We start from the raw sequence: 21,788 nt of genomic DNA on the forward strand, positions 1-21,788 counted from the left end.
TTAAAATGTAACCGCTTACATTAAGTTATTAGAAAGTAAAACAATCGTCAACATAAATAACGCTTATAGTGAAAGGTAATATCTATGTTTATGTTATTATGAGAATTATTCTACCAATGAGTTTACTTATTTTAGGTACGAAATTGGCGTGTTAATGCTAAAAATAAAAAATTGAGTCTTTTACATTTGTTAAAATGAGAGGTATTTGCGTGCAATCAGTGAAATGGAATAAAGAAGTATTCACCCCAAGCAAAATTATTTGCGTAGGTCGTAATTATGCTGCGCATATTGCAGAGCTTAACAATGAAACACCAACAAATATGGTGCTGTTTGCAAAACCAAATAGCGCCATCACTGATTCTCTTAATAGCGAACACTTAGGTGAGGCTCTACATTACGAAACTGAGCTTTGCTTTTTAGTTAAAGATAAACAGCTGGCAGCGGTTGCGCTTGGGCTTGATTTAACCAAACGAGGCTTACAAAGCACACTTAAAGAAAAAGGCCTGCCTTGGGAGCGCGCAAAAGCATTTAATGGTTCAGCGCTTTTTACTGAATTTGTTGCGGTTAATGCCAGTTGTCATTATCAATTTAGTCTAAAGATTGATGGAATAGACACTCAACTAGGCGATACAAGGTTAATGCTGCATAACGCAGAGCAAATCTTAGCTGAAATTAGTGATTTTATGGACCTAGAAGATGGCGACATCATTATGACTGGCACGCCTGAAGGGGTAGGGAAGGTTGTCGCAAATTCGAGCTTTGCTGTAACACTTATGGATGATCAACAGGAGCTGTTATCTCATCAGTGGCAGGCTCTTTAAGCGGGTCTAAAATAGAGCGCTGATAATAAGTTGAAAACTCAGGAAAGCTTTGTTCGAGCCAAATTCGTTGGCTTTGCTGGTATTTTTCACTCGGCAGTACTTTGTTTTTCAGCGCCTCATTGATTTCTGCAAGTACTTTTTCGGCATAATTATTAGGCGCATTTGTTGAGCAACCAATGGCACCAAAAACCACATTTTGAGTTGGATTAGCAATGCTGAGCTTTTGAATATTCTGTTGGTTTTGTTGATTGTAATAATCAGCAACAAATGGGTAATCAATTGTGTAATCAATGTAGCCATGCTCTAACTGCGATAGTAGCGCTTGGTTTGCATGGCTGCCGGTGCCACTTAATGCAGCACTCTCATAAAGCTTAGTATTTTTAGCTATTGCGTCCAGTTTACTGCCAAATTTTCGCGCATCATTTTGGCCATAAATAAAATTGGCATCAGTCAATAATGAAATTAATGACACTGGATTACCGTGTTTTTGCTTAATCTTTAGCGCTCTTTCTTCAGTACTTAACACGCTAAAGGATGGATAAACTGCAGTTGGAATAGAGTAAGTGGCACGGTTAGTTTTTTTATCTCGATGGATCATGCACGCGTAACACGCTAAGTGGTCATCATCGAGATATTTGCTTAATCGCTTAGGTGGCAATAGTGACTTTTGATGCTTAAAATTTGGCATTGCTTCAATCAGTAAGTCGGTTATGTTGTTGCACAAGCCACCTAAAGGATATTGCTCAGATTTATCAACAAAGAAAGGTTTGTTATCTGTTTCGAGCCAAGTTATAGAAAGCCGCTCTGAAGCATAGGTTATAGGAACAAGCACTATCACCATTATCATGCATAATATATGTTTTACGTATTTACTCATTAACAACCAAAAAAGTTAAATGCTGTGAATTACCATACACTAAAGTATTGGTGAAGTTGTAGGAGAAAGGTAAAAATGATGAATAAGTATTAATAAGCCTATCATTTAATAGACTTATTAATATTGCAGGGAGATGCTCAAAAAGGCATTGGATAACGGTTAAATACGTCAGCGATTTTATCGTTAGCTTCATCGCTTAATTGCACAGAAAAAGCATCGATATTTTCTTTTAACTGCGCCATAGATGTAGCGCCTATGATTGTTGAGCTTACGCCATCCACTTGATTACACCAAGCCAATGCAAGTTGTGAAGGGGTTAAATTAAAGGCGTTAGCAATTTCAACATATTCAGCAATCGCAGCGCGAGATTGTACTGTGTCTCTAAATAAACCATTACGTTGCACTAGCGTCCAACGACTACCTTCAGGGCGAGCACCATTTAAGTACTTACCGCTTAACATGCCGCCACCTAGCGGTGACCAAGGTAGGTAAGCAATATCTTCATGAATACATTGTTCAATTAAATACGGCCAATCTTTGGCGTGCAGGAGACTAAATTCGTTTTGAATAGAAACCATACGCGGAAGGTTATGCTGCTCACTTAAACGCAAGTACTGGCTAATGCCCCAAGGTGTATCGTCTGATAAACCACAGTGCTTAATTTTGCCAGCCTTGATACAGTCATTTAGACCTTCAAGAATATCTAACATACCCGCGATATTTTGTTCAGTGTCAGCTTCTGAGAAACATACTTTACCTGGCCACTGTTTACCAAAGTGCGGTGATGTACGGTTAGGCCAATGTAATTGGTATAAATCGATAACCTCAGTTTGTAAGCGTTTAAGAGATGCATCAACGGCTTCAACCACTGCTTGGCGAGTAATATCGCCTGCATCGCGGACCCACGGTAAGCCGTTACCTGCTATTTTAGTGGCAATGACAAGATCATCGCGTTTGTCTTTATTTCGCGCTAACCAATTACCGATGATCTCTTCTGTTTTACCGTAGGTGTCAGGAGAAGGTGGAACGGCATACATTTCGGCGGTATCAATAAAGTTAACGCCTTTATCTAATGCATAGGCGATTTGTTCATCGGCATCGGCTTGGTTGTTTTGCATACCCCATGTCATGCTACCTAAGCAGACACGAGATACATCAATACCACTTCGACCAAGTGGGCTATAAAGCATAATAGATCCTTGTTAATCGCTAGAATGGGCTTTAAGTGCAGTTAATAACTCATCATTTAACTGAGCTTTTTTACCCGTTTTAAAATTAAACATAACCACTTGTGATGAGCCAATGGTTGTTACTGCGTCTTGGCTTTCACTAAATACAGTGTAATGCATCATAAAGCGATCGTGTTCAATGTCACTGATCTTAACACCAACATGCACCGTATCAGGAAATGTTACTGGGCGTTTATAGCGAGCATTGTTCTCGCTGATCACCGGACCCACACCTGTTACTTGTAAATCTTTAAGAAAGCCTAGTTGAGTGAAAAAATCGATACGAGCTGTTTCGAAGTAGCGAAAGTACACCACATTATTAACGTGTTGTAGGGCATCCATTTCACCCCATGCGACATTTATTTTGGTTCTGATAGGGTGTTGTTCTATAAACGATTGCATAGTAAATCTTCATTGATTGTGAGAAAACTTAGGTTAGCAATATGATGCTTTTAGCTCAAGGAAATTAGAAATCTCAGTAAATCGTGCTAGATTTATAAGTTCACGCTTACGTAAAGTGTGAGTAAAATGAACACACATTAAAGGACCTTAATTATGCAGCAACTAACCTTGAGGGTGATAAAGTGGATTGCACTTTTCATCTTACTTGCTCTAGCTTTGCTCAGTTATAGCATGGGCACAATGTCAGGATTTATCGCTTTAATTGTCGTGGGCTTGTTATTCGAAGCCGCGTTTTGGTTATTTGGCGCACGGCTTTTCAGTCGCAAAAAACCAAACCAACAAACAAGCCAAACCTCTTAGCTTGCACTCTCAGGAAGTTTAAATATAATAACTGTATATATAAACAGTTGTTGTGTTCCTGATGAAAAAATTCATTCACATCGATATGGACTGCTTTTATGCAGCTGTAGAGATGCGTGATAATCCCGCGCTTGCCAATGTGCCACTGGCTATAGGTGGTAATAGTCGTCGCGGGGTGCTTTCAACAGCCAATTATATTGCCCGTAAATATGGTGTGCGCTCGACCATGTCTAACTATCATGCCAAACAACTGTGCCCCGATCTGGTTATCGTGCCCGGACGAATGCAGGTTTATAAAGAAATCTCCACGCAAATTCGCGCCATTTTTGCAAAGTACACTGACCTTATTGAGCCGTTATCGTTAGATGAAGCCTACCTTGATGTAACCGACAGTACCGCATGCAAAGGCAGTGCAACACTCATGGCACAGCAAATCCGCCAAGAAATCTATGACACCACTGGGCTGACAGCCTCAGCGGGCGTTGCGCCAATAAAGTTTATTGCCAAAATAGCCAGCGATGAAAATAAGCCTAATGGTCAGTTTGTGGTATTACCCAATCAAGTTGATGACTTTTTGGCGAGTTTACCGCTTGGCAAAATTCCCGGCGTTGGCAAGGTGACCTTAGAAAAGCTGCAACTTAAAGGGCTTTACACAGGGGCTGATGTGCGTGCGAAAGGAGTTAATTGGATGCAGCAGCACATTGGTAATTTTGGCGTCTCTTTATATCAAAAGTGTGCAGGCGAGTACGTTGGCAAAGTGTCAACTGAGCGAGTACGAAAGTCACTCAGTGTTGAGCACACCTATGAATACAACAAAAATAATTTAGACGAGTGTTTAAGCCAGTTACCCCGCTTGATGGATGAATTAACCCGCCGTCTTGATAAACAACAATTAAACAACCGCATCAATAAATTATCGGTGAAGGTCAAGTTTGCCAATTTTGTCGTGACCAGTGCCGATCAAAGCCACCATCAATTAGACGAACGCATTTTTGCTGAGTTAATGAGCAAAGCCTATGAGCGAGGTAATAACCAGCCAGTACGCCTGTTAGGGATAGGTGTCGGAATAAAGAGTCAGGCTCACGAGCATTTTCAGCTGAGTATATTAGACTAAAGGTTAACACCTTGGTGCTTGAAAGTTTGTTAGTGTCTAGTTGGGGTGCTAGGCCTGCCTAGTTCAACACCTTAGACAACATTATAACTTAATAAGAGAGATGACTATGCAATCGGTCGTAATCGTGCTGCTCGGAATAGTCGGTATGTTGTTCGGATGGTTCTTTTATTCGAAATTCATCGCCGAAAAAATATTTAAAATGGATGATAATTTTGTCACACCAGCTCATGAACTTGAGGATGGTGTGGATTATGTGCCAACTAACAAAGTTGTGTTATGGGGCCACCATTTCACCTCTGTTGCAGGTGCTGCGCCAATTGTTGGCCCTGCTATTGCCGTATATTGGGGCTGGGTGCCTGCGGTACTTTGGGTGGTATTTGGTACTATCTTTTTTGCTGGTGTTCACGACATGGGGGCTCTTTGGGCCAGCGCGCGTAACAAAGGCAAATCAATGGGCGCTTTATCTGAAAGCGTAATTGGTAAGCGCACCCGTGCATTATTTATGATTGTGGTGTTCTTAGTACTATTGATGGTGAATGCGGTATTTGGTGTGGTGATTGCCAAGTCATTTGTATCGCAACCTAACGCGGTATTCCCCGCTTGGTCAGCGATTGTAGTGGCCTTAGTTATTGGTCAGTTACTACGCCGTAAAGTGTCGTTAATTCCGCTTTGTTTAGTTGGTGTGGGAATTCTTTATTACACCATTTACCTTGGTAGTGGTATGCCAATTTCATTACCTGATGAAATGTTTGGTCTAAGTGCGAATGCGAACTGGATCATCATCTTATTTATCTATGCAGCCATTGCTTCATTATTGCCTGTGTGGATGCTGTTACAGCCTCGTGACTTTATCAACGGTATGCAGTTATTGGTTGGCTTAGTGCTTCTTTACGGTGCGGTGTTTGTATCAATGCCAGATATCACAGCGCCTGCGTTTAATACGCAAACGGCGGTAGATACACCAAGTATTATTCCATTGCTATTTGTGACCATAGCTTGTGGTGCGGTATCGGGTTTCCACGGTATTGTGTCTTCAGGTACCAGCTCTAAGCAGTTGAACAAAGAAACTGATGGTCGCTTTGTGGGTTACTTAGGTGCGGTAGGCGAAGGTATGCTTGCACTTATTACACTCGTTGCAGTTAGTGGTGTTGCACTTGCTGTATCACCTGAAGAATGGCATGAAATTTATAGTCACTTAGGTGCAGGTAGTGTCAGCGCCTTTATTAATGGTGGCGCTAACTTAATTGAAAGTGGTTGGGGTATCTCGCAAGAGGTGGCATCAACCTTACTTGCCGTGATGGTGGTCTTGTTTGCGGGGACTACCATGGACTCTGGCGTACGCCTGCAGCGTTATATCATCCAAGAGTGGGGAGATATTTATAATATCAGCATCATTCGTAATGGTATTGTAGCTACACTTATTGCAGTTTTAAGCTGTTTACTGCTTGCCTTTGGAGCTGGTGGCGCTGACGGTAGCGGCGGTATGATCATTTGGTCGTTATTCGGTTCGACTAACCAAATCTTAGCAAGCTTAACCTTACTGGTGATTTCGGTAATGTTAATTAAAGCGAATCGTCCAGCTAAATACACGCTTATACCAATGAGTTTTGTACTCGTTATGGCGTTCTTTGCTGGGGTTATTAAATTGGGCGAGTACTATCAACAAGGTAACTGGTTACTGGTGACACTTGATTTGTTAGTACTGGTTGTGAGCGTACTGGTTATGCTTGAAGCTTGGTCTGTGATTGTTAAGCATCGTAAAGACTCAGCAGACATTACAGAGCAGTAAACTTAGCTTGCCAGCCTTATAGTAAGCTGTCTTACTTGGCTGGCAATAGCGCCCTAAATCAATGATAATAAGGTCCTATGTTTTTAACAGCAGGACCTTTTTTATGGCATACCCTCATGCAGTTGCAGCCCTTCAACTAGCGGATGCAAATCACGATGCATTGATTATTATCGGTGATGATTTTTCTTCTTTAGCAGACGCAAGCTTAAGCCAAGCTATTAGCGCTCAACAAGCTGTAGACGCACGTATTGGCAAACAAGTGACATTACTTGTTATTGACTCTAAACGCGTTATTTTAGCGCCTACAGGCCCTCTAAATCGTGATTATGATGATGTACGTCGTTACTTTGATGCAGCGAAGCAAGGTGTACTAGAGGCGAAAGCATCGGGTAGCACTCAGCCTGCAATTTTACTTGCTAACGTAAATCAAGATAGCCGTTACAAGCATGCCCTTGAAGTGGCTTATTTAGGTGCTTGCCAAGCGCTTTGGCAACCACTTGAGGCACGTGAGTTCCACGGCCAAGCGATTGAACCAATTAGCCAAATTAGCCTAGTGGGTGCAGACGAGGTAATGAGCAAAGCGCTTAATGCTATTGCTGCAGGTCAATACGCTGCACGTGATTTATGTGGTACAGAGCCTGAGCGTATGGCACCACCTCGTTTTGCAGACTACTGCGTTGAGTTATTTGCTGGTAGTAAGGTGTCTGTTGAAGTGATTTCAGATATCAACACTATCGATAAAGATTACCCAATGATGAGCACCGTAGCGCGCGCATCTTATGCTGTTGAGCGTCATCACCCACGTGTTGTAAAACTAGAATACGTGCCTGAAGGCGATGTTGAGCGTACCTTAATGTTTGTTGGTAAAGGTTTAGTTTACGATACCGGTGGTGCAGACCTTAAAGTGGGTGGCTTTATGGCAGGTATGAGCCGTGATAAAGGCGGTGCTGCTTCGGTTGCTGGCTTTATGAAATCAGTGGCTGACTTTGCACCAAAAGGCGTAAAAGTGATTGCTTACTTAGCCGTAGTTCGTAACTCAATTGGTTCTGATTGTTTTGTTCCTGATGAAATCATTACTAGCCGCGAAGGTGTGCGTGTTCGTATCGGTAACACAGATGCTGAGGGCCGTTTAGCTATGGGCGACTTACTAAGCGAAATGAAAGATCGCGCTTTAAACGAAGTGAATCCAGAGCTATTCACTGTTGCAACACTAACAGGTCACGCAGCACGTGCTATGGGTCCTTACAGTGCGTATGTTGAAAATGGTCCAGCTCGCGCGGCGAAAATTTCGCGCCAAATTGCTGACTTAGGCGATTTGTGGGCAGATGGCGCAGAAGTATCTCGTAGCCGCCGTGAAGATTATGACTTCATTCGCCCTCGCACATTAGCTGATGACGTACTATCAAGTAACAATGCAGCTTCTGCTGTAACTGCACGTGGTCATCAGTTCCCGATGGCATTCTTAGCGATTGTTGGTGGTTTAGATAAGCATGGTACTGAATCAGCGCAGCCATTACCGTATGTTCATATGGATATCGCAGGCAGTGGTGTAGAAGGTGGTGATTGGCAACATGGCAAGCCTACCGCCGCAACAGTAAGCAGCTTATTCGCTCGTTATTGTTTGTAAGTTGTAAGTTTAAAAAGCATAAGCTTTAGACACAACCCTGTGCTCTAAAGCTTATGCTTGGTCAGGTTTAGTCTTTTATGTTCTTCTTTCGGTTTCTACGAATAAAGCACAGTGCGCCGAGCATTAGTGTAAAGTAACCTGATACACTGCCGCTTGCTTTATCATCTGGGGTTGCATGCTCTGGAATACCATCTTCATTGGTGATTGTGATTACTTCATCAGCGTATTTTTCATTGAATGATTCAGACTCTAATACGAGAGTGAAGCGTCTTGAGCCATCTACCTCTGAATTATCAATAATGTCGATCGTAATGTCTTTTTGTGTTTCGCCTTGAGCAAAGGTAAGTACTTCATCAAGAGCTGTAAAATCAGTGCCGCCGACCGCGCTATCATCCGTCGTTTTTATACGAACTTTTGTTTCAAAATCGGTTGGATCGGATTTGATTATACCAACTAATAGTTGGCCGCTATTTTCTGATATTTGTGTGTCTGAAATGTCTAATTCATAGCTGAAATCAACATCGTTGTCTTCAATCGTTACAATTGATTCATTGAAGATTATGTCACTTTCATCAGATGCTAGTTTGATATTAAACGAGCGAGAACCATCAACTTCATTATTATCAAATATATTTATAGCTAGTTCTTTTTCAGTTTCTTGGCTCGAAAAAGTAAGGGTCTCATCAAGTGCTGTATAATCTTCTCCAGCAATAGCATCCACGTCTTCGGTGTAAATTCGTATTTTCGAACTACTATCTAAGCCTGAGTTTTTAATGACCTTGAATGTTACTTCATTTTCGTCTTCGGCTATATTGAGAGTATTACTATTAAATTCATAATCTTGCTGAGGTTGAGTGCCCGAAACAGTGAAAAGATCAAATGACGCATCACCTTTTTCACCTTCTATGATATGACTTAGTCTCAGCTGTGCGGGAGTTGTTCTTTAGTTAGATAGATCAACCGTCACTTTTTCCCAAATGTCGCCGTCGGAGTGTTGTTGGCCTTCTTTTCGCCATAACTCAGCCCACGTTTGCGCATTATCGGCGGATACCTCCATAATACTAGTTCCCATATCTTTGCCGTGCATATTGAAGTAAAACTCCAATGTCGGTTTTTCGATGAAGCTCAAGTCATAGCAAGGGCTTAAGTAGTTTAATTTGTCACCTTTTTTGGCATATACAATGTCATCAAAATCAGTGTCATCCCGTTTGCTACTATCAATTTGTAAATAGCTGTGCCCCTCAAAGGGTTCATCAGCACCTGTTCTGCTTGAATTTGAATCAGGTGAGGTTCTAAAAAAGAAGCCGTTATTAGCTACATCTTGAACCCATGGCTGCGCTATTTCTTGATTAAAATTAAAGCCATCTATATGTGGGAATTGAGTAACTATAATTGAGTTTTCGCAGTTTGGTACGGTTCTACCTTCACCAAATTGATTAAAAAGATGGTATTTATCTCTTTGCAAAACGTACTGCATACGGTCTATTTGTTGTGCAGAAAAGTGCGTACGGCAGGTATTTTTTCCTTGGCTCATTATGTTTTTGGCATCAGGGGCGTAGGGAGTACCTTCTTCATCTTCGGCAGAGCCTGTGTATTCGCAATTTTCAATATCATCATCTAAGTCATCAAAAGAAGGAGGGGTGTCGATTATCTGGTCACCGTACAAGTAGCCACGTTCACCGATTTGCACTGAAATAGGTTCATCATCACCATCGGCAAAGGTATGCAATAAACTGAGGTTATGACCATTTCATGTGCGAGTGTCGTTGTAACAAGATCTTCTGTATCAATTAACACACCATCTACGCCAAAGTAAGGAAAAAACGCATTACCATTGACGCCATCAAAGTCTGCGACCATGACATTTAAAGCTGATTTATCAAAATAAGGCTCAATAAATAACACTCTATTGTCTGGTGAGTAATCGTCGTCATAAAAACCAGGCATCTCTTCGTTGGTTACGAAGTCAGTAGATTTATAGTGATATGAGTAACCTGTACCTTGATAATGTGAATTTAAGTTTTCAATTGATTGCTCAATAGTGGCTTGGTCAACTTTGGCATTAGCGCCATCTTTATCGGTTGCTGCAACTATAAAGTGTAATGGAATTTGTTTTGTTTGAGTTGTATCTGCCAGCGCTTGATTAGTTACTCCGAGTAGCGAGTAAGTGCAAATTGCAGCTAACATAGTACGCTTTAAGTGTGTGTTCTTTTTGGGGTGTATGTTTCTTGAAGGCACTTTGGTATCGCTCCTTATTATTTTTGTAATAGTGATTAAATGCCAATGGCAATTTAATTCAGCACACCCCATTAGTTCCTTTTTAATTTATTTATGTAAATCTCGTTAATATCTATTTATCATCTTTTTTTTATCTATTTAATAAAGGTCTAATTAAATCAGTGGGTTGTGTTTTTGGTGGCTTCAAAAATTACTAGGGGATAAAAAAGAAAGGTTATAGAAAAACCCCGCAAACCATTGCAGGGCTTTTGAATTGCTGTGATCAATCGAGTTTGAAACGGTTAACTACATCGCTCAATGCTTGTGAGCTATGCTTTAAATTATCACTGGCGTTGGAAAGTCCTTGGGTATTCGACAGTGATTGCTCGGTTGATTGAGAAAGCTCATTAATCCGCAAGTTAACTTCATCTGCGGCGCTGGTTTGTTGCTCGGTAGCGCGGGCAATTTGGCTGTTCATATCTTTGATAATAGTGACTAGTCGTTCAATTTCACTGAGGGAGCTATTTGCTTCACCTGCCTGTGAAACCGTTTCACTTGATAACTGCTGACTTGCTGATACAGCATCAACAGCAGCTTGTGCACCGGTTTGTAGTTTACTGATCATAGCTTGAATTTCATCGGTACTTTTACCTGTACGGCTTGCCAAAGTTCTCACTTCGTCAGCTACAACGGCAAAGCCTCGACCTTGCTCACCAGCACGTGCTGCTTCAATGGCTGCATTGAGTGCCAGTAAGTTGGTTTGCTCTGCAATGCTGCGGATAACATCAAGCACTGAGCCTATGTTGTTACTCTCTGCAGCAAGGTCGGCAGTAACCTTACTCACTTGTTCAATGTTACGCGACAAGGTTTCAATGGCGGTGATGGTCTTATTAAGAACTTGCTTACCCGTTTCTGCATTTTGTGCAGCTTCGTTAGCGGCATGCTCAGCTTGTTCAGCATTCTGACTGACATCATGAATTTGATGGGTCATTTGTTCCATCGCCGTGACCACTTGAGTTGAGCTGTCGTTTTGCAGTTCTATAAATGAATGATTGGTTTTGCTGGCATCATCAACGCTGTGGGCAAACTGATTCACTTGCTCTGCGTTGTCGGCAACATGTTTTAGTGACTCACGCATTTTGGCCGTGTACAAATTAAAGTAGCGCGACAAACGAGACACTTCATCATTGCCGTTTTCATCAAGCTTTTGAGTTAAATCACCTTCACCTTGTGAGATATCTTTCATCATATTTGCGGCAAGTTGTGTCGGACGAAGAATGCTATTGGCAATTAGGTAGCTAAGCGCAACCAGTAGGGCAATAATCACTACCGCGGTGATAATGACATGGGTACGAAGTGACGAGAACGCCTCTTCAATGGTATCAATGTAGACACCAGAGCCAACAATCCATTGCCACTTTGCAAACCCTTTTACGTAGGCAATTTTATCAACGGGCTGATCTTTACCTGGCTTTGGCCACTTATAGGGAATAAAACCCTCTCCTTGTTTTTTGACGATATTAACCATATCGACAAATAACAACACACCATCTGGATCTTTACTGCCCGCTAGCGATTTACCATTTAATTCTGGCTTAAACGGGTGCATGACCATAACGGGTTCATAATCGTTGATCCAAAAGTAATTGTTATTGTCATAACGTAGTGCAGAAATTGTTTCGAGGGCTGCTTGCTTGGCTTGTTGCTCACTCAGCTTACCTTGCTCAAACAACGCATAGTTATGCTCGATAATAGAGTAGGCAGACTCAACAAGGTTTTGGGTTTTTATGTATTGCTCTTGCTTTAGCGAGCTGTATTGCTGCGTTAAACTCGAGACGCTCAAAAATATCAGCCCTATCACGACCACACTCACTAACATGGCGAGGCGCTGAAAAATTGTAAAACGGCGTAAGTAATTCATGTGTGTTCCTTCGTCATGCTCATAAGAGCAATGTATTAAGCGTAGCCATAATAGGTCGAAAATCTAGTTAAATAGTAGAATACATTGAGACAAAAAAAAGGCTGATTTAACAATCAGCCTTTAGTCTAAGTTACCGAAATTGAACGTGATTATTCAACGTTAAAGTGTCGGTTGAAGAAACTTGTGATAGTTTGGTGTAAGTGCGTTTGTACGCTCTTGCCACGTAAACTGTGTTTTGAGCCCGGGTAAGTCATCATTTCGAACTGTTTTTCTTGATCTTGCAGTTGTTTGAATAACTTAGTGGCGTGAGTGAATAACACGTTATCATCAGCCATACCGTGATAAATCATCAGCGGGCCTTTTAAGCCTTCAGCATACGGGAAAACTGCACTTGCTTCGTAACCTTTCGCGTTAGTTGCAGGGTGACCTACATAACGCTCAGTGTAGTGAGTGTCGTAAAGTGCCCAATCAGTAACTGGCGCACCAGAAACACCGGCTTTGAAGTAGTCGCCCGCTTTAAACATGGTCATAAGCGCCATGTAACCACCGTAGCTGTGGCCATAAATACCAATACGCTCAGGATCAACGTAATCAAGGGTGCGTAAGAACTCGACACCTTTGATTTGGTCTGCCACTTCAGCCACACCTAAGTGCTTATAAATCACGTCTTCAAATTTTTTACCACGGTTGTATGAACCACGGTTATCAAGTTGGAAAATAACATAGCCTTGTTGTGCCATGTACTGGAAGTATAAGTTTTTACTACGCCAGCTGTTCGTTACACGCTGAGCATGAGGGCCGCCATACACGTTAACAATAACTGGGTGCTTTTTACCGTCTTGGTAATTAGTTGGCTTGAATAAACGGTAATGCATGATTTGCCCGTCTTCAGCCGTTAGTGTGCCGTATTCTGGGGTGATCAAATCAGCTAGGTAAGGAGTTAATGGGTGTGACTTATCTAACTTGTTTTCTTCAAGCCAAGTGATAAATTCGCCATTAATTTTACGTAATGCCGCAGAGCCAGGCTTATTCACTGATGAGCTGTTATCGATAAAGGTTTTGTTATCTTTAGCAATTACCACATTATGGTAAGCACCTAGCTCAGTTACGCGCTTAATTTCGCCTTTTTTGAATAGCGGTACGCTGTAAAGGTGGCTCTCAAGTGCTGTGTCTTTACGACCTGCAAAATACACGATGCCTTTTTTCTCATCGATACCTTTTAAGCTATCAACAACCCATTCACCTTGGGTGATTTGACGGATCATTTCACCGTTTGTGCGGTATAAATAAAGGTGTTTAAAACCGTCGCGCTCAGATGCCCAAACGAAATGCTTTTTATCGTTTAAGAATTGCAAATCAAAGTGTAGGTTAATCCAAGTATCACTGGTTTCTGTTAGGGCAACCGTTTGTTTTTTAGTGTCGCTATTATAAAAACGTAACTCTAAGTTATGTTGCGAGCGGTCTTGCCACTGATAAGAAAGCGTTTTGTTATCTTTTAACCATTTTGCGCGAGCGATATAGATATCTTGATCGTCGCCTAAATCAACCCAGTCAGTTTTTTGATTGTTGATGCTTACAACACCTAACTGAATTTTAACGTTGTCGGTACCTGTAAACGGGTAGCGTTGGTTAAAAAGCTTTACTTCATCGGCGTAAATTTCATTACGGATCGCTTCTTTTACTGGGCTTTCATCAACACGGGTATAAGCGATTTTAGACTCATCACCAGACCACCAGTAGCCAGTCATACGGCCCATTTCTTCTTGCGCAACAAACTCGGCCATACCGTTTTTAATAACACCGCCACCATCTTTACTTAATTGGATTTCTTGACCCGTTTTTAAGTTAAGTGCGTATAGGTTTTGCTCACGAATAAACGATACGAAGTGCCCTTTAGGTGAGAAGCGTGCATCGGTTTCAAATGCGTCTGTGTCGGTTAATTTGCGGCTTTTAGCTGAGGCAAGCTCGTAATAGTAAAGGTCGCCATTAAGTGGGAATAAAAGCGCTTTACCATCTTTAGACCATTTATATTCTAAGATCCCTTTACCAAAAATACGTTGGCGCTCACGGCGTGCTTTTTCTTCATCAGATAAGTTTTCTGGACCAGAAAATAGCGCAGCAGGGTCAACTAATAAGCGGTTTTTGTTATCTTTTAAGTTGTATTCCCATAGATCGTAGCGGTTGTAATCATCGGTTTTACCTTGCAGGTAAGTGACACGACTGCCGTCTGGAGAGAATTTAAGTTGTACAGGCGCTTTGCCTGCTAAGCTTGGATCGTCAAAAATACGCTCAAGTGTGAGTGGTTCAGCAGTCACACTAAATGCAGTGACCACCACTGGCAGAGCAAGTGAGAGAGATTTAATTTTTTTTAGCACAGGAGTACCTTCGCTCGAATAAAAACTGCCATGATGTTAATGGTAAGCTTAGGCAACTGCAACAAAATGCTATAAAGTAGGATTTGATTACCCAATATCAAAGGATTTATTGATGAAAAATACTGATACGTCGTTTTCTCTGGCCCCAGAACTACAACGCGACTGCATTGAACTTGCGGATTGGCCACTGTGTAAAGTATTGCTGATGAATGATAGCCAATACCCTTGGTTTATCTTAGTGCCAAGAGTTGCAGACGTTAAAGAGATTATCGATCTGTCTGAAGAGCTACAAATTACCTTATTACAAGAGTCGGGCAAACTGAGTAAGTTGTTACAACAGGTATTCAGCCCAGACAAACTCAATATAGCAGCATTGGGTAATATGGTGCCGCAATTACATGTTCATCATATTGCACGCTTCACTACCGATCCGGCTTGGCCAGCGCCTATTTGGGGTAAATTACCGGCAGTTCCATATAGCGATGAACAAATAGAGCAACTAAGAGCACATTTTTAATCAATCATATTAAATTGCGCTAAGCTAAGTAGATGCGAAAAATAAGAGACTAATAAAAGTGAAAAGCACAGTAATAGCCGTATTGGCTTTTCTATGTTCATTTTCCGTAACAGCAAAAAGTTATTACTTTGTTGGGAGCCATTTCCCCGCAATCTTAGAACAAGATCAACAAGGTACAGTGATTGGTTTAGGTGCTGATATTGCTCATGAAATTTGTCGACGCCTTGGGCATGAACTCGTCATCGATATCATGCCACTAAAGCGTGCTTTAAAAATGGTTGAGCAAGGCCATGCAGATGCCATTATCGGTCCTTATAAGTCTCTTCAACGTCAACAATATATGCAATTTAGTGCCTTGCCATTTTATGAAGATCCTATTGTCTTTTTTACCAAAAAAAATAGCGATGTAACTTGGGCTGGTAATTTCGCAAGCTTACGTAAAGACGTGATTGGTATTACTCGGGGTTGGAATTATGGTTCAGAATTTAAACGCAATAAATCAAGTTTAACTTTGTCAGAAGTGGCGAGTGTTAAAGCTAGTTTTTTACAGTTAATGCATAATCGAGTTGATCTAGTGATGACTCACCCGCGAGCTGCTCTTCCGATTATTGATGATTTATCAATTTCTAGTAAGGTTATCATGCTGTCGCCAATCATTACGGTGAATCAAGGCTATTATGGTTTCACTAAGCAACGGGAGCTTAATGAGTTTATAGATGACTTTAATTCAGAGTTTAATAAGATGTTGATTAGTGGTGATATAGTCCAGCTGAATAGCAAATATGGATTAAGTTTTGTCGCACGAGAATAATAAAAAACGCTGCAATTGCAGCGTTTTTTATATCAGACAAGGCTGGTATTAAAGGCCTAATACTTCTTTGCCTTGTTTGAAAGTAACATCAACAGGGATATTAGCTTGGCTTAATTTTTCTAAATCTTTCGCTAGCTCTGCTTTGATCTCACCATGAGTTGCGATTAGCTGATCAACTTTTTGGTAATCACCGTCACCTTGAATCGTTAAGATTAAGCGCGATAGTTTTTCCATTGCTTGGCTCATTTTCTCCATGTTAACGCTGTATAAGCCGTCAGCATTTTTAGAAAATGCGCCTTCTTCAGCGAAGAAGTTAAAGCGGATCATATTCGCTTTACCATGTGCGCTTGAAGCACCAAAACGCACTGAACGGAAGATACCAGCCATAAAGGTGATGTAGTAATCTTCTAATGTACCGTCAGTGATCTCGCCTTTCTTAAGTAATTGCTCAACCATGTAAAGACCTAAGATATCCGCTTTACCTTCTTCAAGGGCACTTGCATGCTCTTGCAATGATTGGCGAACAGTACCCTTACCCGTAATGGTGTTTTTAATGCCTAAACCGTGCGCTACTTCGTGGAACATAGTGTTTGCGAAGAAAGCGTCAAAGGTAATGTGTTTACGTTGCTCAGGAACAATTAGCTGCTCTGAAATAGGCACTAAGATTTTATCGAACTTAGCACGCATTGCGTTTTTAAGCTGTAAACGACGTGTGCCTTTTTCTAGCTGTACTTGCTCATCATTTGGCAAGTTGATAGCAATTGTTTTACTACCCGCATTTGAGTGATTTGCGTAATAAACGACATCATAAGCATTTAAGTCAGCGTCTGAACCTGGGACTTCTTGCTTATATTTTTCGTCTACAGGTAAACCTTTTTGTAGCTCTGGTAAGAAAGCAGCGAATTTAGCTAAACGCTCGCTCCATGCCAAGTCTTTGATTAGTACATAAGATTCATACGCCGCACGGTAACCAAATAGTTGATCTTCATAGGTTTCAATAGGACCAATAACCACATCAATAGGGTTATTTTTCATATCCATCCATGCAAAATCAGATGGTTGAAAGTCATCATTTACTAGTGCATCTGCACGCATGCTTAAGTAGTTAGCGAATTCTTTATCATCAGCTAGCTTGCTTGCTTCACGTAACAAGTTGGCTGCTTTTTCTAGCTCTTGTGCGTACTCAACAGAGTAAGCCACACTGTAAAGAAGGCCTTTCTCGTCACGTTTGATCACTGAGTAAAGACCTGTTTTGTCATCAACGATTGCGTTGTTTAATTCTTCTTTAGTGATATCGCTTGGGTAAAATTCAGCGCCTAGAGGCTTTTCTTCATAATCTGATAAGAAAACTTGGTCGCCGTTTAAGCGATCCCAAGGGCCGTAGTTGATATCTGCAAACTTCTGAACTTTTTCATCATTGATTTTTGCTAAGAAAGCGTCTTTGTTCTCACCAAATGCTTGGCGCCAGAATAGCTCATCCATAATTTTTGAGGCATCGATCAACTTACCAACCATTTGCTTTTGGTTATCACTCAGGTGGCTAAGATCAGAAGTAAGTGTGAAGTCTGTGTAAATGTCTAAACGGTTTTCATCTGCATTGATAAGTTGTGGGTTGTTCTGTTCAATACTTTGCTTTGTTTGCTCTGCAGCAGGCTGAGTTTGAGAAGTGGTTGCTTGCTGATCAGAACATGCACCAAGAAAAACAGCACCTGATAAGATAAGTGCTTGGCTAATTTTATTTAATGTCATTTTGCCCGTTCCCGATTTTAGTGAGAGTCATTGTTATTAAAACAAAAAGTGTATGCATTAAAGCAAACCTGCCATATACATGGCAAGTATACAGCGCTAGAAGCGATATTTATTTATCAGTTACATGATTAAAAAGCATAAAAAGAGATAATTTCTGTGATTTTCTTAACTTTAGCGTTAAGTTAGACAATACTAAAACAAGAACTAATCTAATAATGTCAGTCATTAGTTTGTCTTTATTTTGGCAAACTAACCCAAGAGGATGGCACGCATATGTCAACAGAGAATGCATTACTGACCATATTGGTCGACAGAATAAATAATGACACTTTAGTGTTACCGACATTACCTGAAGTTGCAGTAAAAGTGAGGCAAGCAGCAGATAACCCAGAAGTAAACTTGATGGATATGGCAGATGTTATCTCCCATGATCCAGCGTTATCGGCACGAATGATTAAAGTGGCCAACAGTGCATTTATGGGGCGCTCAGTTAAAGTCACCAATCTTCATCAAGCCGTCACACGAATTGGTCTACGTCAAATCAAAAATATTGCCACCGCAATGGCGATGGAACAATTGTTTGTATCGCATAATGAGCTGATAAAAGGGTATATGGATAAAGCATGGCAAAAAACCCTTAAAGTTGCATGTCACTCAATTACTCTAATGGACTTTTTCTTACGTCGAAATAAGCAAACATCACTGAACCGAGATACCATTACGCTAGCTTCATTAGTCTATAACATAGGCGTGTTGCCAATTTTGACTGAGGCTGAAAAGCACCCTGAAGTTTTTGCAAATCCAAGTTTTTTGGCACACGCTATCCAAAAGTTAGGAGGCAAAGTAGGTGGCGCAATTATGCGTGCTTGGGGCTTTACTGATGAGTTCGTCGAAGTTGCTGAAAGCTGGGCAAATCCAAACTATCGTCCAGAGCATATATGCTATGTTGACTTTATTCGTATTGGCGCGATTTTAGAAGGCATCTTGCAGGTTTCTGACAAATCGGCAGCATTGCAAACATATGTAGATAAAGGCGTAATAGAATCGCTTGAGTTATTTAATGAAGACGAATATCACGATATGCTTGATGAGGTCAAAGCCATTTTTACTGAATAGCTAAAAACACAAAGCGCGACCAAGTCGCGCTTTTTGTTAATTAACATTTAGGTTAATTTTATAAATCTTCAGCGTCGCCTAAGCCTTGGGTCAGCTCTTCTAGCAACTGTTTAATTTCTTCTGACGCTAAGATGAAGTCTGCATCAAGTTTTACCGCCATATCTTCTTTTGGAATGTCGGCGTTTTCTTCTTTTAATGTTTCTGAATAGCTTAGACGCTTAATCGAGCCATCGTTTTGTAGCATGAACTTAACGCGTTCTTGCCAATCAAGAGCCAGTTTAGTTACGCGCTTACCATTTTCTAGGTGTGACTTTACTTCGTCACATGATAAGTCATGGCCTTTCAATTTAACCTGAGCACCACTGTCATCGGCTTCTTCAAGCTCTGCATCGTTACCGATAGAGAAGCCTTCAGGAGTGCTGAAGTTAGTTAACCAATCTGTTAAAAATACATCTAAATCATAATTAGCAAATGCAGGTACGACAGGTAGCGTGCCAAGTGATTTACGAAGTAGGGCTAAAAGCTCTTCTGCTTTATTAAAGCTTGCGCTGTTAACGACAACCCAGCCATTTTTTTGGTCAATAAACGCAAACTGTAGGCTCGACTTTTTAAATGCTTGAGGCAGTAAAGTGTGCAGAATATTTTCTTTTAGTTCGTCTTTTTCTTTTTTCTTTACCGAACGGTTTTCTTCCGCTTCGATTTGCTCAACTTTCTCTGCAACCAATTCGTTGATAACGGCCGCAGGCAGTACTTTTTCTTCACGCTTAGCGCATACTAAAATGCTGTCTTGAGAGAAGTGAGATAGGGTTTGACCATGCTTACCAAAGGCTTTTGTCCAACCAAATGTTGAAAGCTCTTGGCCTGTACATGAGCGGAACAGATCTTGTTCTAGGGCTTTGTCGAAGTCTTCTTGAGAGTATGAAACGTCTTGTTTAAAACGGTAGCAGATAAGGTTACTAAACCACATAATTAGGCTAATCCTTTCAATAAATTTGCCCAATCATAACAATAAAAAACTGATGCCGAAATGAATCATTTCGCCATCAGTACGAAATGCTTATGAGTTAAACATTGAAAGCGGTTTAGGCATGTTTTTTGGGAAACTAATATGGTAATGCAAGCCTTTTCCAACTTCGCTTGTTACTTCTATATCACCGCCAAGGGTTTGCTTCACTAAGTTTAAAGTGATATGAGTACCTAACCCACTGCCACCCTGATCACGCTTGGTTGTGAAGAACGGGTCAAACAGTTTTTCTAGCTGATGTTCGGATACACCATTACCATTATCTTTAAAGTCGATAACGACTTCATCTTCTTCGTCTTTAATTATGATATCTATGATGCCACTTTCAATGCCTTCAAAGCCATGAATAAGCGCGTTCATGATCAAGTTTGTAAAAATTTGGCTAATAGCGCCTGCAGGCAGGTTGAGTGTTAAATCTTCAGGGCAATCTAAATTGATATGATGAGATGTTTTCTTTAGTTTTGGATGTAAAGAGCGGATCACTTCACCTAAATACTCTTTGAAATTAATAGTACGTACCGCTTCACTGGCTTGATCGACTGCAATTTGTTTGAAGCTTGCAACCAACTCTGATGCACGGTCTAAATTACTAGTAAGTAAGCTAGTGCTTTGCTTGGCGTCATTAATAAACTCTTCAAGCGCTTTTGGTGATAGGGTTTTTTCTTTGTATGCCGCTTCAATCTGATCTAAACGTTCTTGTAAAAATGAAGTCGCAGTCACACCAATCCCGATTGGTGTATTTACATCATGGGTAATACCTGCAACTAAGCCGCCTAAAGCAGCCATTTTCTCGGAGCCGACTAGGCGCTCCTGTGCTAAGTTCAACTCATCAACATAGCGCTGTAACTCAGTTTGCTTGGTTATGAGTTCTTGTTCAGTTTGTTTACGAAGGTCTATCTCTTCAGTCAGTGTTAGCTTTTGTTTTTCTAATTCATATTTCTGTTGCTGCAAATCCATCATCGCTTGGCTAAGGTTAGATGTTTTGCGCGCGACTTCTTGCTCTAACTGTAAATTATGTTGGTCGAGTTTTTCATTACTAAGTACAAGCTCTTTCTGAGTATGTTCCAGTTCTTCTCGGTAGAGAACAACTTTATCTATTAAACGGTTAAAAGATTCTTCCATTACTTTTAATTCGTTGTGTTCAGTTGTGTGGATCTCGATATGGCGATTTCTAAATCGTTTAGTTCAAGATCTTCAATTTGTTCTGTAAATTGCGCAAGTGGTTCAGTTAAGCGTTTTCTAAATGCTAGTAAGAAAAGTATGATCAAAAAGGTGGTTTTGATCATTGCGTTACCGATTAGAAAATAAATAGAGATCATGATGCGGCTAAATACCACTTCTCGGCTTGAGAATAAGGTTACATCGCCTACTTGAGTTGTTTTACCCGAAAACTCAAAAATAAGCGGAAATGTATAGCCGAATAAACCGGATGGTGTATCTTCAATTATCGCTTCTTCTTGCACTAACTGCTGGCTATATAGCTCGTGAATATCTAATGAGCGACCTAATTGTGAGAGTACCTCGCCACTATCATCGCGCACAATAATGCCTTCGATCATAGGGATTGCGAGTAAGCCTTCAGCCGTTGTGATGGTTTGTTTATCGTTAAGTTCCCAAATTGCACGGGTTAAACTACGGCTAAATGTTTTTTGTAAAGTGGTTAATTCGTCACGAATGTAATCTTTAGTGTTTACATATTCAGCAATAACCTGCCCACAGGTCACTACAAAAGTGAGTAAGAAGTAGACCGAGAGCACATTTGTTAACAATTCTTTTGATAGGCTTTTCTGTAACATAGAATACCCATAGCTCCTTGGTTACATTTGTAATACATTCAAT

At 40.8% G+C, this 21,788-nt stretch carries 18 protein-coding genes and 1 pseudogene; 8 read left to right on the forward strand and 11 right to left on the reverse strand.

All coding sequences use genetic code 11. The features are described 5' to 3' along the window. Positions 1 to 209 precede the first annotated feature (209 nt). Complete coding sequence (locus ACRWSG_RS12425; RefSeq protein WP_054552598.1) at positions 210 to 821, forward strand: fumarylacetoacetate hydrolase family protein; 612 nt, start codon at positions 210 to 212, stop codon at positions 819 to 821. Here ACRWSG_RS12425 and ACRWSG_RS12430 read toward each other — a convergent pair. The 3 genes from ACRWSG_RS12430 to ACRWSG_RS12440 form a co-directional block, all read right to left on the reverse strand. Next, entirely contained in the window at positions 772 to 1,653 is an 882-nt protein-coding gene (locus tag ACRWSG_RS12430) for an ABC transporter substrate-binding protein (RefSeq protein WP_462166439.1), read from the reverse strand. The genes ACRWSG_RS12425 and ACRWSG_RS12430 overlap by 50 nt on opposite strands. 182 nt (positions 1,654 to 1,835) lie before the next feature. Next, positions 1,836 to 2,888 carry an aldo/keto reductase gene (locus ACRWSG_RS12435; protein ID WP_054552596.1) on the reverse strand — a complete coding sequence of 351 codons (1,053 nt, stop codon included), beginning with the start codon at positions 2,886 to 2,888 and terminating at the stop codon, positions 1,836 to 1,838. Positions 2,889 to 2,900: 12 nt separating this feature from the next. Next, the gene (locus ACRWSG_RS12440) at positions 2,901 to 3,329 is read right to left on the reverse strand and encodes an acyl-CoA thioesterase (RefSeq protein ID WP_054552595.1); all 429 of its coding nucleotides are present in this window, start codon (positions 3,327 to 3,329) and stop codon (positions 2,901 to 2,903) included. 153 nt (positions 3,330 to 3,482) lie between these two features. On the opposite strand from ACRWSG_RS12440, the gene ACRWSG_RS12445 reads away from it, so the two are divergent. The 4 genes from ACRWSG_RS12445 (at position 3,483) to ACRWSG_RS12460 (ending at position 8,219) form a co-directional block, all read left to right on the forward strand. Next, on the forward strand, positions 3,483 to 3,689 hold the full coding sequence (locus ACRWSG_RS12445; protein WP_462166440.1) for a hypothetical protein: 207 nt from the start codon (positions 3,483 to 3,485) through the stop codon (positions 3,687 to 3,689). A gap of 61 nt (positions 3,690 to 3,750) precedes the next feature. After that, the gene (dinB, locus tag ACRWSG_RS12450) at positions 3,751 to 4,803 is read left to right on the forward strand and encodes a DNA polymerase IV (RefSeq protein WP_462166442.1); all 1,053 of its coding nucleotides are present in this window, start codon (positions 3,751 to 3,753) and stop codon (positions 4,801 to 4,803) included. A gap of 106 nt (positions 4,804 to 4,909) precedes the next feature. After that, a complete protein-coding gene (locus ACRWSG_RS12455) occupies positions 4,910 to 6,592 on the forward strand; it encodes a carbon starvation CstA family protein (protein ID WP_462166444.1) in 1,683 nt (560 codons plus the stop codon). Between the two features lie 103 nt (positions 6,593 to 6,695). Next, entirely contained in the window at positions 6,696 to 8,219 is a 1,524-nt protein-coding gene (locus ACRWSG_RS12460) for a M17 family metallopeptidase (RefSeq protein WP_462166445.1), read from the forward strand. Between the two features lie 67 nt (positions 8,220 to 8,286). On the opposite strand, the gene ACRWSG_RS12465 is transcribed toward ACRWSG_RS12460, so the two are convergent. From ACRWSG_RS12465 to ACRWSG_RS12485, 5 genes are all read right to left on the reverse strand, one after another. Beyond that, positions 8,287 to 9,144 (reverse strand): Calx-beta domain-containing protein, encoded by an 858-nt coding sequence (locus ACRWSG_RS12465; RefSeq protein ID WP_462166940.1) that lies wholly within the window; start codon positions 9,142 to 9,144, stop codon positions 8,287 to 8,289. Positions 9,145 to 9,162: 18 nt separating this feature from the next. Beyond that, a complete protein-coding gene (locus ACRWSG_RS12470) occupies positions 9,163 to 9,948 on the reverse strand; it encodes a hypothetical protein (RefSeq protein WP_462166447.1) in 786 nt (261 codons plus the stop codon). Beyond that, positions 9,867 to 10,406 (reverse strand): hypothetical protein, encoded by a 540-nt coding sequence (locus ACRWSG_RS12475; protein WP_462166448.1) that lies wholly within the window; start codon positions 10,404 to 10,406, stop codon positions 9,867 to 9,869. The genes ACRWSG_RS12470 and ACRWSG_RS12475 overlap by 82 nt, the downstream gene beginning before the upstream one ends. Positions 10,407 to 10,719: 313 nt before the next feature. Further along, positions 10,720 to 12,357, reverse strand: coding sequence for a methyl-accepting chemotaxis protein (locus tag ACRWSG_RS12480; RefSeq protein ID WP_462166449.1), 1,638 nt, complete (start codon positions 12,355 to 12,357; stop codon positions 10,720 to 10,722). 149 nt (positions 12,358 to 12,506) lie between these two features. Next, entirely contained in the window at positions 12,507 to 14,732 is a 2,226-nt protein-coding gene (locus ACRWSG_RS12485; RefSeq protein ID WP_462166450.1) for a S9 family peptidase, read from the reverse strand. Between the two features lie 112 nt (positions 14,733 to 14,844). Between ACRWSG_RS12485 and ACRWSG_RS12490 the strand changes: the two genes are divergently transcribed. Then, a complete protein-coding gene (locus tag ACRWSG_RS12490; RefSeq protein ID WP_138600394.1) occupies positions 14,845 to 15,249 on the forward strand; it encodes an HIT domain-containing protein in 405 nt (134 codons plus the stop codon). 58 nt (positions 15,250 to 15,307) lie between these two features. Then, a complete protein-coding gene (locus ACRWSG_RS12495; protein ID WP_054552586.1) occupies positions 15,308 to 16,060 on the forward strand; it encodes a substrate-binding periplasmic protein in 753 nt (250 codons plus the stop codon). A gap of 48 nt (positions 16,061 to 16,108) precedes the next feature. Here ACRWSG_RS12495 and ACRWSG_RS12500 read toward each other — a convergent pair whose 3' ends face one another. Beyond that, entirely contained in the window at positions 16,109 to 17,809 is a 1,701-nt protein-coding gene (locus ACRWSG_RS12500) for a dipeptidyl-peptidase 3 family protein (protein ID WP_462166451.1), read from the reverse strand. A 273-nt stretch (positions 17,810 to 18,082) separates the two neighbouring features. Between ACRWSG_RS12500 and ACRWSG_RS12505 the strand changes: the two genes are divergently transcribed. Then, positions 18,083 to 18,925, forward strand: coding sequence for an HDOD domain-containing protein (locus tag ACRWSG_RS12505; RefSeq protein ID WP_054552584.1), 843 nt, complete (start codon positions 18,083 to 18,085; stop codon positions 18,923 to 18,925). A 58-nt stretch (positions 18,926 to 18,983) separates the two neighbouring features. On the opposite strand, the gene rdgC is transcribed toward ACRWSG_RS12505, so the two are convergent. Both rdgC and ACRWSG_RS12515 read right to left on the reverse strand, forming a co-directional pair. Next, positions 18,984 to 19,892, reverse strand: a complete 909-nt coding sequence (rdgC, locus tag ACRWSG_RS12510; RefSeq protein ID WP_462166453.1) for a recombination-associated protein RdgC — start codon at positions 19,890 to 19,892, stop codon at positions 18,984 to 18,986. A 90-nt stretch (positions 19,893 to 19,982) separates the two neighbouring features. Beyond that, positions 19,983 to 21,745: pseudogene (locus tag ACRWSG_RS12515) on the reverse strand (sensor histidine kinase). Between the last annotated feature and the right edge of the window lie 43 nt (positions 21,746 to 21,788).

Source organism: Pseudoalteromonas sp. GB43 (assembly GCF_054923805.1).